Origin of the sequence: Janthinobacterium sp. SUN176, from assembly GCF_030587335.1 — a bacterium.
GTDB lineage: Bacteria > Pseudomonadota > Gammaproteobacteria > Burkholderiales > Burkholderiaceae_D > Janthinobacterium > Janthinobacterium kumbetense.
Window position 1 is genome coordinate 2,659,266 of sequence record NZ_JAPWIA010000001.1, and the last position, 13,158, is coordinate 2,672,423.

Annotated in this window: 12 protein-coding genes; 3 read left to right on the top strand and 9 right to left on the bottom strand. The window is 64.2% G+C overall.

The window, feature by feature from the left end:
• Positions 1–395 precede the first annotated feature (395 nt).
• The 6 genes from O3299_RS11985 to O3299_RS12010 form a co-directional block, all read right to left on the bottom strand.
• Positions 396–935, bottom strand: a complete 540-nt coding sequence (locus tag O3299_RS11985; protein ID WP_305062398.1) for a GNAT family N-acetyltransferase — start codon at positions 933–935, stop codon at positions 396–398.
• Positions 936–1,131: 196 nt separating this feature from the next.
• Complete coding sequence (gene sppA / locus O3299_RS11990; protein ID WP_289898435.1) at positions 1,132–3,006, bottom strand: signal peptide peptidase SppA; 1,875 nt, start codon at positions 3,004–3,006, stop codon at positions 1,132–1,134.
• A 75-nt stretch (positions 3,007–3,081) separates the two neighbouring features.
• Positions 3,082–4,560, bottom strand: a complete 1,479-nt coding sequence (locus tag O3299_RS11995) for a sodium:solute symporter (protein ID WP_099668433.1) — start codon at positions 4,558–4,560, stop codon at positions 3,082–3,084.
• 81 nt (positions 4,561–4,641) lie between these two features.
• Positions 4,642–5,859, bottom strand: a complete 1,218-nt coding sequence (locus O3299_RS12000; protein WP_305052701.1) for a YeeE/YedE family protein — start codon at positions 5,857–5,859, stop codon at positions 4,642–4,644.
• 206 nt (positions 5,860–6,065) lie between these two features.
• Positions 6,066–8,066, bottom strand: coding sequence for a PhoX family phosphatase (locus tag O3299_RS12005; protein WP_251351464.1), 2,001 nt, complete (start codon positions 8,064–8,066; stop codon positions 6,066–6,068).
• 139 nt (positions 8,067–8,205) lie between these two features.
• Complete coding sequence (locus tag O3299_RS12010; RefSeq protein WP_099667185.1) at positions 8,206–9,417, bottom strand: MFS transporter; 1,212 nt, start codon at positions 9,415–9,417, stop codon at positions 8,206–8,208.
• Between the two features lie 144 nt (positions 9,418–9,561).
• On the opposite strand from O3299_RS12010, the gene O3299_RS12015 reads away from it, so the two are divergent.
• Complete coding sequence (locus O3299_RS12015) at positions 9,562–9,798, top strand: DUF3820 family protein (RefSeq protein ID WP_034749909.1); 237 nt, start codon at positions 9,562–9,564, stop codon at positions 9,796–9,798.
• Positions 9,799–9,806: 8 nt separating this feature from the next.
• Here O3299_RS12015 and O3299_RS12020 read toward each other — a convergent pair whose 3' ends face one another.
• On the bottom strand, positions 9,807–10,190 hold the full coding sequence (locus O3299_RS12020) for a glutaredoxin (RefSeq protein ID WP_305062399.1): 384 nt from the start codon (positions 10,188–10,190) through the stop codon (positions 9,807–9,809).
• Positions 10,191–10,307: 117 nt separating this feature from the next.
• Here O3299_RS12020 and O3299_RS12025 point away from each other — a divergent pair, with 117 nt between their 5' ends.
• The gene (locus tag O3299_RS12025; protein ID WP_143451502.1) at positions 10,308–10,850 is read left to right on the top strand and encodes a hypothetical protein; all 543 of its coding nucleotides are present in this window, start codon (positions 10,308–10,310) and stop codon (positions 10,848–10,850) included.
• 13 nt (positions 10,851–10,863) lie between these two features.
• On the opposite strand, the gene O3299_RS12030 is transcribed toward O3299_RS12025, so the two are convergent.
• Together O3299_RS12030 and O3299_RS12035 are read right to left on the bottom strand one after the other, a co-directional pair.
• A complete protein-coding gene (locus O3299_RS12030; protein ID WP_305052703.1) occupies positions 10,864–11,685 on the bottom strand; it encodes an APH(3')-I family aminoglycoside O-phosphotransferase in 822 nt (273 codons plus the stop codon).
• A 16-nt stretch (positions 11,686–11,701) separates the two neighbouring features.
• Positions 11,702–12,190 (bottom strand): Lrp/AsnC family transcriptional regulator, encoded by a 489-nt coding sequence (locus tag O3299_RS12035; protein ID WP_305052704.1) that lies wholly within the window; start codon positions 12,188–12,190, stop codon positions 11,702–11,704.
• A 77-nt stretch (positions 12,191–12,267) separates the two neighbouring features.
• Here O3299_RS12035 and O3299_RS12040 point away from each other — a divergent pair, with 77 nt between their 5' ends.
• Complete coding sequence (locus tag O3299_RS12040; protein ID WP_305052705.1) at positions 12,268–13,158, top strand: DMT family transporter; 891 nt, start codon at positions 12,268–12,270, stop codon at positions 13,156–13,158.

The window sequence follows — 13,158 nt, forward strand, 5'->3', positions numbered from 1 at the left end:
TCTAGGCCGCTGGCACGGCGAGTCTGTGGCGCCGGCCGAGGTGGAACACACTCAGGCCGGACGACCGTTTTTCGGGGTTGTTTCGGTACAAAGCCGGGGGAGTCAAGAGCTGAAAGTCAGCTGAAAAAACATCGCTCCCTAGCGTGAAACGACTCTAGCATAGTCATGTAACTGTTTCATTTCTACTTGAAACAATTACACACAGCCAGGCAGGCATGGAAGGATCAGGCGGGCCGGCAGGCACGCCGCCCCTGTGGGGGAACGGTGGAAGAATCAGGCTTGCGGGGCGTCGCGCCCCGGCGCCGGCGGCGCGCGGGCGACTCGCATGCAGATACAAACTCGCTACAAATCTCCCGCCAGCCGGCTTGACCTGGCGCCGCGCAGGCCGTTGGCGCTTACAGCGTCATGCCGAGGATGACATCCTGATAGTCGGTGCGGCCCACGCGGAAGGTGCGCCGGCCCACCTGCGCAAAGCCGCAGCGCGCATAAAACGCCAGCGCATCGTGGTTTTCCGCGTACACGCCCAGCAGCACCCTTCCCGCCCCGCTGGCGCGCGCCTGTTCCACGGCCGCCTGCATCAGGCGCTGGCCCACGCGCTGCCCCTGGAAGCGGTGCAGCAGGTAGATGCGCTTGATTTCCAGGTCGTCCGGCCGCGGGTCGGCCACCGGCAGGCCGGCGGGACTGAGGACCAGGTAGCCGACGGGCGCGCCGCCAGGCGTGGCCTCGGCCAGCCACAGGCGCATGGCCGGCAGCGCCAGCCAGTCGCGGTACAGCTGCGCGTCGTGCTGGCGCTGGCAATGGGCGATGACGTCGGCGCCGTCGAGGATGCCGGCGAACGCTTCCAGGAAGGTCGATTGCCCCACCAGCGCCAGCGCCAGCTCGTCGCCCTTGGCGCAGGGGCGGATGGTGATGGCCGTGCCGGTTTTTTCGTTCATGTCGCTTGCCATGCCTTGCTCCTGATGTGAAACAAGCCGGGCGAAGCCGGCTTGAGTATGTCATCTATATTGCCGTGTAACGCCTGACAAAATCGTAGCGAGCGAAGATGAGTTGTGACCGAGAAGCGGAGCTGTGCTTGAGCACAGTGAGCATCGCAGGCCGCAAATCATCGAGCGCAGTAGATTTGGTCAGGTGTTACTTGCTGCCGAGTGGCACTTCGCACAGGCAGTGCGTGAGGGCCATGAACGGTTTGTGCTCGCGCGTGATGCCCGACAGCCAGCTCAGGTCCTGCGCCATGCCCAGCGCCGCGTCGGCCGGCAAGCCCGTGCCGGCCAGGCCCAGTTTCACGTGCTCGCCCAGTCCCAGCGAGGCCATGGCCTTGGAGCCGAACATGCCGATCAGGCGGTCCACGTTCGACGTTTCCTGCTCCAGGTACGTCACGCGGTAGTCGGCGCCCAGGTTGGCGCGCTTGGCGGCCGACGCCAGCGCATCGCCGTAGCTGCCGATGCGGTCGACCAGGTTGCGTTCCTTGGCCTGCAAGCCCGTCCAGACGCGGCCCTGCGCCACTTCATTGATCTTTTCCGGCGTCGTCTTGCGCGCCTTGGCGGCCAGGTTCAGGAAGTCGCCATACACGTGGTTGATCGAACCCTGGATCACTTGCGCAAAGCGGGGGTCGAGCGGACGCAAAGGGTTGCCCGCGTCGGCCAGCCAGGTGGTCGGCGAGCCGGCCGTGTGGATGCCCAGCTTTTCCACCACCTTGTCGGCCGTCGGCAGAATCGCGAACACGCCGATGGAACCGGTGATGGTGGCCGCGTCGGCGATGACTTCGTCGGACGAGGTGCTGATCCAGTAGCCGCCGGAAGCGGCCACGTTGCCCATCGAGACGACCACCGGCTTGCCGGCGGCGCGCGTCAGTTCCAGCTCGCGGCGGATCAATTCCGAGCCGAAGGCGCTGCCGCCAGGCGAATCGACGCGCAGCACGACAGCCTTGATCGACTTGTCTTCGCGCGCCTGGCGGATCAGACGCGAGGTGGACAGGCCGCCGATGGCGCCCGGTGGCGCGATGCCGTCGCCGATTTCACCGGAGGCGATGACCACGCCGACGGCGTCGCCGATGTGTACGGGGCGCAGGCGCGCCAGGTAGTCGGTGTAGTTCACCTGGCGGAAATTCGTGCCTTCCGTGTTCTTCGCGCCGCGCGCCATCATGAACTGGCGCAGTTCGTCGCGTGTTTTCAGGCCGTCGACCAGCTTGGCGTCCAGCGACAGCTTGCCCAGGTCGCCGCCGGCCGCCGTCATCAGCGCCGGCAGCGCATCGATCGATTGCATGATGGCGCCGGCCGGCAGCTTGCGCGCCTTTTCCACGTCCGTCGTGTAGGTGGTCCACAGGCCGTTGTTCAGGTAGCGGTCCGCTTCGGCCGCCGCTTCGGACGGGCCGTTGGCGATGAACGGCTCGGCCGCACTCTTGTACGTGCCCACTTTCAGCAGGTTCACCGTCACGCCGACCTTGTCGAGCGCATCGCGGTAGTAATTGCGGTAGCGGCCAAAGCCTTCCAGCATGACGCCGCCCATCGGGTGCAGGAATACCTCGTCGGCCTTGACCGCCACCAGGTACTGGCGCTGGTTGTAGCTCGAACCCCAGGCCGTCACTTTCTTGCCCGTGGCACGGAAGCGTTCCACGCCGGCCGCCACTTCGCGCAGCGAAGCGAGGCCGCCGCCCTGCAATTCGTCGAGCAGGATGACCATGGAACCGATGTTCTTGTCCTTGGCCGCCGTATCGAGCACGGCCAGCACGTCGCGCAGCTGCACGTTTTTCTTGACTTCGCCGCTGACATTGGCCAGCACCGCTTCGCGCACGCCGCCCGGGGTTTCCTCGACCAGCGGGCCTTGCAAGTCCAGCACCAGCGTGGTCTTTTCCGCCAGGGGCTTGGCGCCGCCGCCAAAGATGGCGATCAGGATGGCGATGACGATCAGCAGGAAAATCAGATTGATGACCGCGCGGCGGGTGGCGTCCAGCGCGCGCCAGAATGCGCCGAAGCCGCGGCGCAGCGGCGGGAAGGGGTTGAGTGACATTGATGCTCCGTGAGGTTATGTACCTAAAGGAAATCAATATAGCTGAAAATCGCCGTGATCGCCTTGGGATTCGTCTTATTTTGACAAGTATTGCGCGCCCTGGGCGCCCTGCCCTGGCGGCGTGGAAATGAGGAACAGGCCGCCCAGCACGAGGGAACCATTCAGTATCAGCAATTCCAGGCCGAGGCGGTAATGCACAAACAGCAGCGCCTGCTCCTGCTCGATCAGCGCGCACAGCAGCGGCCCGGCCACGGCCACCAAAGGCACCCAGCGGTCGCGCACGCCGCGCCGGCTCAGCAGGCCGAAGGCGAACAAACCCAGCAGCGGACCGTAGGTATAGCTGGCCAGCTTCAGGATCACGCCTATCATGCTGGGATCATCGAGCCACTTGAAGGCCATGATCAGGATCAAGAACAGGGCCGCAAAGCCCAGGTGCACCTTGCGGCGCCAGCGCATCTGCACGGCCGGGCTCAAATCCTGCCGCCGCTGCAAGCCCAGGATGTCGATGCAGAAGGTGGACGTCAAGGCCGTGAGCGCCCCGTCCACGCTGGGAAACAGGGCGGAAATGAGGGCGATGAAGAAAATCAGCTGCACCACGGCGGGGAAATGCCCGAGCACCACGGCGGGGAACAATTTATCGCCCGTGGCCGTCACGCCGGCCAGCGGCGCGTACAGGTGCAGCAAGCCGCCCAGGAAGAGGAACAGCAGCAGCACGCCGGTCAGCACCACGGTCAGGCTGAGCATATTCTTTTGCGAGTCGCGCAGGGTCCGCACGGAGATGTTCTTTTGCATCATTTCCTGGTCCATGCCCGTCATGGCAATGGTGATGAACATGCCGGCAAGAATATGCTTCCACACGTAGGCGGGGCTGTCCGGGTCGGTGGTGAAGATGCGCGTGAGGCCTTGCGCGCGCATGCGTTCGAGGCTGTCGACGAGCGACAAATCCATCTCGCGCAGCAAAAACACGCTGCAGATGACGAGACCGGCCAGCATGCACGCCGTTTGCAGGGTATCGGTCCAGACGATGGTCTTGACGCCCCCTTCATACGTGTAGATCAGGATCAGCAGCAGCACGACGCACGCCGTCAGCCAGAACGGCACGCCGAAGCTGTCGAGAATAGTTGCCTGCAGGATATTGACCACCAGATACAGCCGCGCCGTGGCGCCCAGCAGGCGCGAAACGATGAAAAACGCCGCCCCGCTCTGGTAGGAGCGCCGCCCCAGGCGCAATTCCAGATAGCGGTAAATCGACGTGAGCTGCAGCCGGTAGTACAGCGGCAGCAAGATGAAGGTGATGGCCAGGTAACCGAGCACATAGCCGATCATCAGCTGGATATAGCCGAAGCCGTTGCTGCCCACGGCGCCGGGTACGCTGATGAAGGTCACGCCCGTCAAGGTCGTGCCCACCATGCCGAAGGCCACCAGCATCCAGTTGCTGTCCTTGTTGCCGATGAAGAAACTGTCGTTGGTGGCATGGCGCGAGGTGCGCCATGCCACGCCCAGCAAGATCAGGAAATATGCGAGGACGACGGCAAACAGGATGACTGGGGACATGGATGTTGCGCTGGCGGCAAAGGTGAACAGGGGCAGCAATATACAACAAAGCGTACAGCAATGCCCCCAGGCAATCAGGCGTCAGCAGCCGGTCGGTTTGACTTTTTCCACTTCCAGGCCGAACCACGGACGCAAACGCGTGCCGATGACGTTGCCCAGGAAGGCGCACACCAGCCACAACCAGCCGTGCAAGCTGCCCGAGACGATGCCGCTGAAATAGGCGCCGATGTTGCAGCCATAGGCCAGGCGCGCGCCGTAGCCGAGCAGCAAGCCGCCGACGATGGCGGCGATCAGCGAGCGGCGCGGAATGCGCCACACGGGCGCGTAGCGGCCGGCCAGCGCGGCCGCCAGCATGGCGCCCAGCACGATGCCGATATCCATCACGGAAGTCTTGTCTTGCGTCAATGGCGCGGCAAGGGCGGCGGCATTCGCCTTGGTGGACCAGTAAGCCCAGCTGGCCGTGTCGATACCGACCACGGAGGCCGCCTTGGCACCCCACAGGGCGAACGCCGACGTCACGCCCCACGGCTTGCCAGACAACGCCAGCGTGGCGAAGTTCAGCACGACGAGCGCAACGGCGCCCGCCACCAGCGGCCACGGGCCGTGCAGCCAGGGCGACGCCTGCGCCGGGCGCAGGGGCGTGGCGACGAGCTTGCCATGGCGGCGCTTTTCAACGAAGACCGTGATGGCGGCGATCAAGGCAAAAACGATCCAGTTCAGCGCCAGCGCGGGCGCCAGGCCCAGGGTCGTGACGAGGGAAATCGGCTTGAGCTGCGGCAATGAAGTCCAGAACGGCATGTGCGCCGTGCCGATCACGGAGCCGACGATGAAGGCGGCCAGGGTGATGAGCATGCGCGTGCTGCCCCCGCCGACTGTATACAAGGTGCCGGACGCGCAACCGCCGCCCAGCTGCATGCCGATGCCGAAGATGAAGGCGCCGAAGATGACGGACGTGCCGGCGGGCGAAACGAGGCCCGCGACGGGCGTGCCGAACAGGGTGCCGGCCGACAACGCGGGGAAAAACAGCGCCACGCCCACGGCCAGCATCAGCATTTGCGCGCGCAAGCCGTCGCCGCGGCCGTCGGCGATGAAGACGCGCCAGGCGGACGTGAAACCGAAAGCCGCGTGATACAGGGTGATGCCGAGCAAGGCGCCCACCACGTACAGCGCGGCCTGGTTGATGCCGACGGTGTGCGCCAGGTACCACGCACCGATCAGGATGAGCAACAGGGCGACGCCCAGCGGTTTCGGATTGATGGCGGCGCGCAGGCCTGGCGGCGAAGCTGCAATATCGGACATGATGGGGGACGCTAAAGGAAGGGAAGCGCCATTTTCCCCCGTTTTGCTGTTTTCTGCCAGCAAGTTAGCCGTCCGCCGGGCGCCGCCACGCCCAACGCCCCGTCACCAACGTCAAGGGACGGAGCGGATGGCGAGGGGCACGCACCGGCAGGGAAGGCCTGCGCCTGCCTGCCCTGCGTGCCCGCTGCGGCGTCAGCTGACGCGCATCATTTCGACAGTTTCACCTGCGCCAGTTCCGCCGTCAGGTAGCCGACAGCGCCGCTGGCCTTGCTGTTGTAGTTGGTGTTGATGATGATGTTGATCTGGTCCTTCAGCGCGGACGGCAAGGCGGGGAAGCGGCTCCACTCGTCGCCCGGATGCTGGAAGTTGCTCATCACATAAGTCCAGCCATTGATTTCATCGACCGCATGCAGGCCCGTCGATTCCGCGCCCGCCGGGCACGACAGCAAGCGCTCCAGCTTCTTGGTATCGACGTTATACGCCCACAGGAAGTTGTTCAGGTGGTTGCCGCTGTCCTCGCCGATGAACAGGGTGCGCAGTTTTTCCGAGAACTTCAGGTTGTCGGGGCTGGCGATCTTGGCCGGGTTGGCCGTGTTGCCCAGGCCATCGGCCGCGATGTCTTCGCCCGCGATCAGCAGGGTCGACTCGCTTGGCACCCATTCGCTGTCGATCGCCGCGCCCGTGTCATCCTTCTGTCCGCCCGTCAGCTTGTGCGACACGACGGCGCCCGCCACCAGTTTCTTGAACTTGACGTTGTGGCCGGCCACGTAGCCCGAACCGCCTTCGACCATCGAATCCTGGATGTTGGCATACGCCGAGTAGGCAATCTTGTCCTTGGCGTTGACCGTCGTGCCTTCGTTCTTGGTAAAGGCCATGCTGCCGCCCTTGAGGGCCGCGTAACGGTGGGTTTCCAGGAAGGCGGCGGCTTTTTCCTGGCCGGCCTTGACCCTGACCCAGGCGGTTTTCTTGTTCAGCACGATCTTCGTGTAGCTGGCGTCGGACGGATCGGCCAGGGTCGAATCCATGATGTCGGTGGCCTTGATGCCGCCGTCGACCAGCGCCTTGATCTCGGCGTGCGTCGCATGGCCCAGCTTGACCCATTGCAGCTTGCCGGTAGTGGTCTCGGTCAGCTGGGTCGTGTATTTGGCGACGTACAGGGTGCCGCCTGCGGCCAGGTCGGCCACCTTGTCGGCCACGAACATGAACAGTCCGCCATTCGTATAGTCGTCGCCGCCCAGGATGGTGCGCTGGTCCGGCATCACCTGCACCAGTTCGCGCGAGTAGCGGCCCAGGCAATAGTGCTTCTTGATGCTGCCGGTGCCGTCCGGGTTGACCGACACTTCCGGCAGGTGGCCGTAGTCGTACGGATTGGCGGTCGTCGTATCGCCGAAGACGTTCTTGCTGAATTCCTTGAGCACGGCCAAGGTCTGGCCACCCAGGCCCTGGTCGAAGGCGTCGGGTTCGTACTCTTCGCTCGACAGATGGGTATTCCACGGCGACAAGCTGGCGCCGCAGGTAATCCACAGGCCCTTCACCAGCGAGGTATCGACGTTGTGGTATTTCACCAGCGATAGCTTGCCGGTGGTCTGGTCCTGGTCCAGGCTCAGCACGGCGATCGGCGACGGCAGCGTGCCATAGGTGGAGGCGCCGGCCTGGTTCAGCGAGTTGTATTCAAATTGCACCACGGCAAACACCGGCTTGCCCTTGACGCCGCTCACGCTGGCGTTGGCCACCGTCAGCATCGAGCTGCCGTCCGGCGAATCCGAGAAGAACTGGCGTTCCTTGCCCGGCACCGAACTGTCGATGATGGGCTGGTTCTTGATGTCGAAGTAGCCGCCCGCGATCACGGTGCCGCCCTTGCCGTCCGGCACCCGGTCGCCCGTCAGGAAGAAAGGCTGGTACGCCAGGTTATAGCTGTTGCTGCTGCCATCGCTGAAATTGACCTTGAGCTTGGAGCCGACGGTGGTCGTGGCCAGCGCGGCAGGCGAACTCGCCAGTGGCGCGGCCATGCCGGTGAATTCCGCCGTGGTAAACGTCGCGGCAGGAACGACTGGCGGCGTCACCGCTGGCACGTCGTTATCCGAACTGCCGCCACAACCGGACAGAAAAGCGCTGACGCCGGTCAAGCCGGCCAAAGGCAGCATGGGGGCACCGGCAAACAGTTGCAACAGGCGGCGGCGTGAGGACTCAGGGGCGTAATTCGACATTTTTTGTTTCTTCCGTTATAAATAAATATCGTGGGACAGACCTGCTGGAATACGAGGCCGGAGCATAAACGACAAATATTTCAGCTTGATTACAGGCAAGCTGCACCGTGGAAGCGACGCCAAGCGGACGCCCCGCTTCTCAATGCCCCGTCGCCCGCATCGCTTTTGCGCCAGCGGGCCGCACGGAGATCGGGTTCAAACGGTCCAGGCGGCCGCTCAGGGCCGTCAAGCCGAATGCGCCCAGCACGACGAGAGCGCCGATCCAGCCCGTGTGCACGAGGCCCAGGTGTTCCACGATGAGGCCGCCACCCCAGGCGCCGCCGGCGATGCCCAGATTAAAAGCGGCGATATTCAGGCCGGACGCCACATCGACGGCACGGGGCGTGAAATGTTCCGCTTGCTGCACGACATATACTTGCAAACCAGCCACGTTACCGAAAGCCACGGCGCCCCACAGCAGCACGGTGATGACGACGAGCACGGGATGCGGCGCCGTGAAGGTGAGCAGCAACAAGACGGCCGCCAGCAGCAGGAAGATCAGTTTCAGGGCGCTGACGGGGCCTTTCTTGTCGGCCAGCTTGCCGCCCCAGATATTACCGAACGCCACGGAGACGCCATACACGAGCATCACCACGCCCACGGCGCCGGCGCTGAAACCCGACACTTGCTGCAGAATCGGCGCCAAATACGTGAAGGCGATGAAGGAACCGCCATAGCCGACGGCCGTCATGGCGTACACCAGTAGCAGGCGCGGCTGGCCCAGCACCTGCACTTGCTGCAGCAGCGAGGCCGGTTTGCTGTGCTTGATGGTCGATGGCACGTACAGCAGGCTGCCGACAAAGGCGATCAAGCCCAGCGCCGAAACGGCGAGGAAAGTTTCGCGCCAGCCGAAATGCTGGCCGATGAATGTACCCAGCGGCACGCCCGTCACCAGGGCCACGGTCAAGCCCGTAAACATGATGGCGATCGCGCTGGCCGCCTTGTCTTTCGGCACCAGGGACGTGGCGATGGTCGAGCCGATGGAAAAGAAGACGCCATGCGCCAGCCCCGTCAGGATGCGGGCGATGACGAGAGTTTCGTAGCCCGGCGATTTCCAGGCCAGCAAGTTACCCAAGGTGAACAAGACCATCAGCGAGAGCAGCAAGGTCTTGCGCGCAATCTTGCCCGTCAGGGCAGTCAGCACGGGCGCGCCGACGGCGACACCCAGCGCATACAGGCTGACCAGCAAGCCGGCCGATGGCAGGTTGACGCCCAGGTCGGCGGCGATGGTAGGCAACAGCCCGACGATGACAAACTCCGTGGTTCCGATGGCAAATGCGCTGAGGGTCAGCGCGAGCAAGGCAATGGGCATGGCAAACTCCGATAAATGATGTTGGCATGCAGTATCGGGGTTTTCTTTGTTTCGAAAAATACCTCATCAGGCAGAAGATAGTTGCGTACGAATCAACAATTGAGCGATCTGCTACACTGGCCGCATCCACACGGGGTCACCACCATGAATTCAGAAAAACTGGCGCTGCTGGTCACGCGCGAAATGCCATATGGGAAATATCAGGGACGCTTGCTGGCCGACTTGCCGGGCCACTACCTGGGCTGGTTCGCGCGCGAGGGCTTTCCCTCGGGCGAACTGGGCAGTCTCATTGCGCTGATGTACGAGCTCGACCACAACGATCTGCGCAGCTTGCTCGACCCCTTGCGCACGCGCAAGTCGCCGTGGCGGCCGGGCGAGTAAGGCAGCGCTTAAAACTCGCGCACTTTCTTTGCCAGCATGGCGCTGAACTCGCCGTTTTCCACGAGCTTGTGCAGCTCGCTGGCGCCACCGATGAGCACCCCGTTGACAAAGACCATGGGGAACGTGGGCCAGCCCGTCCACATCTTGAGGGCATTGCGGCGGTGCCACTGGTTCAAATAGCTGCCGTATTGCAAGTACTGGTAGGGCGTGCCCAGCACGTCGAGGATCTTGCGCGCCTTGCGCGGAAACGGATTGAGCGCCATGCCGACGACGACCACCTGGTGCGCGGCGATGGCCGCCTGCACTTCGCGCACGATGTCCTTGTGCTTGCTGCCGATCAAAGGGCGGGCGGCGGAATGGATCTGGGCTTGGTCAAGGATGGCGCGGGTCATGAAAGTCCTGGGGTGAGTGGCATGCGGAACACGCATTGTGCCACGCGCCCAGGCCGGCGTGGGCTACACTGCGCTTCTTCTCCTCCACCCGTGAAATATATGCAAGAAATCATTCCCATGCCTGAATACCGCACCCGCCGCCTGCTCGGCGCTCTTCTGCTCGCCGCCGCCACTTGCACCAGCGCCGCCGCTGCAGCATCTGCTGCCGCTGCCGACGGGGGACTCGAAAACGGCCTGATCCATGCGCTGCACCTGAAAAAGGGCACGACGCAGCGAGTGGGCACCTCCGGCAAGGCCATCGCCGCCTACATGCGCGAAGGTTTTATCGGCAAGCGCCCCAACCAGCGCTTCGACTACACGGATTATTACCTGCTCAAGAAACCGGCCAGCTTCATGGGACACGAACTGGTGCTCATCGAAGAGGAATACATCACGCAATACATAGGCTGCTGCGTCAGCCCCGGGGCCGGCGTGACGGTAAAGGTAAACGGCAGCACGCAAAAGCTGCAGGCGTTCGCCCGCGCCCAGCGCTGCACCCTGACCGACCCCGTCGATATCCGGAAAAACCTGCGCGAAGTGGCCATCCAGGCCACGCTGCCCAAGGGCCATTACGCATCCTTGAGTTGCCGCGAACGCGACGCCGAGCGCGAAGAGCCGTGATGACTGCCTGCATTCAAAACAGCTCGTCGAGCAGCAAATGGAATTGCAGCTTGCCTTGATCGATATCAACGATCCCATAGTGCTGAACAAACCTTGGCGGTAGCGCGGCGTCCAACTCACCAAGAGCACGCCAAACGATGGCCAGGTCCTGATAGCGGTCGGCAACGCCCGCCCGGCCCACGTCGAGGCAGCCGACGACGGCGCCATCGTGCATCAGGATATTTTCCAGCGAAAAATCGCCATGCGTGACGACGAGGTCGGGGGTGAGCGGCAGGTAGTCTTGCAGCGCCAGCCACACTTGCTGCGCCGTCCAGCCTTCCCGCTCGGCATCGAAATCGCCGGCATCGACGAAGCCCGCATCGATGCGCCGGCGCGCCTGGGCCAGCCGCACGGCATGGCTGGCGTCGAATGGGCAGTCGCTGACGGGAAGCGCGTGCAGGCGGCGCAGGAAGGCCGCCAGCGCGTCGGCCACGGCGGGACCCAACGCAGGATTGTCTTCCAGCACCTGGCACGCCGTGTTGCCAGGCATGGCCGCCGTCAGCAGCCATGCCTGTTCCGGGCTTGCCGCGCGGGCAAATTGCACCACGGCCGGCACGGGCAGGTACTGCGCCAGCCAGCGCAGGCGCGCCAGTTCGTCGGCGAGCTCGGCAGCGGCGGCACCCGTGCCGTGTTTCAGGAACAGGTCCGGCGCGCCATCCCTGCCCTGCAAGCGGTAGACGGCAGCGTCCGACTCACCGACGCTGTCGCGCGCCCAGTCGTACCCTGCCACGGCGGCGCGCATGCTGGCGGGCATGGCGGCCAGCATGGCCGCTTGTATCTGGTTAGAAATGCTCATCTGCCTGGCCCTTGTTCTATGTCAGCGGCACATGCAAGCCCATCTTGAGGCAAGTCAAGGCCACCGACGTGCGGTAGCGGCGGATATTGTCGTCGCCGCCGAACAGGCGTTCCGTCAGCGCCTCGTATTCGGCCATGCTGCTGGCCGTGATGACCAGCAGGTAATCGGCCTCGCCCGTGATGCCGTAGCACTGCTGGATGGCGGGTTCGGCCATGATGCGGGCGCGCATGCCGGCCGTGCGCAGCGGATGCTCGTCGTGCAAATGCACTTCCACCGTCAGTATCAGGGGACGGCCCAGGCGGCTGGCGTCGAGCACGGCCACCTCCTTGCGGATCACCCCGCTCTCGCGCAGGCGGCGGATGCGCCGCTGCACGGCCGGCGCGGACAAGTGCACGGCTTGGGCGATTTCGCGCTGCGAGGTCGTGTTATCGCGCTGCAAGATATCGAGGATGGCCAGGTCGAAGGCGTCAAGGGCGACAGCAGGCGTGAGCGAAAGTTGCGTCATAAAGGTCAAAATGCAGTGCAAATATCGGAGCAGACACAATAAACTTTCACCACTTCGATATCAAGCCATTTATCACCATGCCATTACGCCGCTATTCCTCCTTGATTCCCCTGCTGGCCATCCTCGGTTCCGTCACCTGCCTGGGACTGGGCACGTCGTGGGCCAAGCACAGCCTGTTCCCGCTGGTGGGCGCGCAAGGCACGACGGCCGTGCGCGTGGGCTTTTCCGCGCTGCTGCTGTTGCTGTTCTGGCGCCCGTGGCGCTGGCAGCTGAGCCGCGCCGACCTGCGCACGGTGGCCCTGTACGGCGCGGCGCTGGGGCTGACGAACCTGTGCTTCTACATGGCCTTGCGCACGATACCGTTCGGCATCGCCGTCGCCATCGAGTTTTCCGGCCCGCTGGCCGTGGCCCTGCTGGCCTCGCGCCGCCCGCTCGACTTCGTCTGGGTGGCCCTGGCCGTGGCGGGATTGGCGCTGCTGTTGCCGCTGGGTCACGACGTCAGCAATCTCGATCCCACGGGCGTGCTGTTCGCCCTGGGCGCGGCCGTCTGCTGGGCTTCGTACATCGTCTTCGGCAAGCGCGCCAGCCATTTGCATGCGGGCCACTCCGTGTCGCTGGGCCTGGCCATGGCCGCGCTGGTGGTCGTGCCCGTCGGCGTGATGCATAGCGGCGTCGCCCTGCTCTCACCCGTCGTGCTGGGCGTGGGCCTGGGCGTCGCGCTCATTTCCAGCGCCATCCCGATCTCGCTGGAAATGGTGGCCCTGAAACGGCTGACGCCGCAGGCCTTCGGCATCATGAGCAGCATGGAACCGGCCGTGGCCGCCATGCTGGCGTTCATCCTGCTCGACGAACGGCTGGACGCGCCGCAATGGCTGGCCATCGCCATGATCATGGCCGCGTCGATGGGCAGCTCCTACATGGCGCAGCGCATGAAGAAAGCGGCACCGGCCGTCGCCGTGCATACCTGA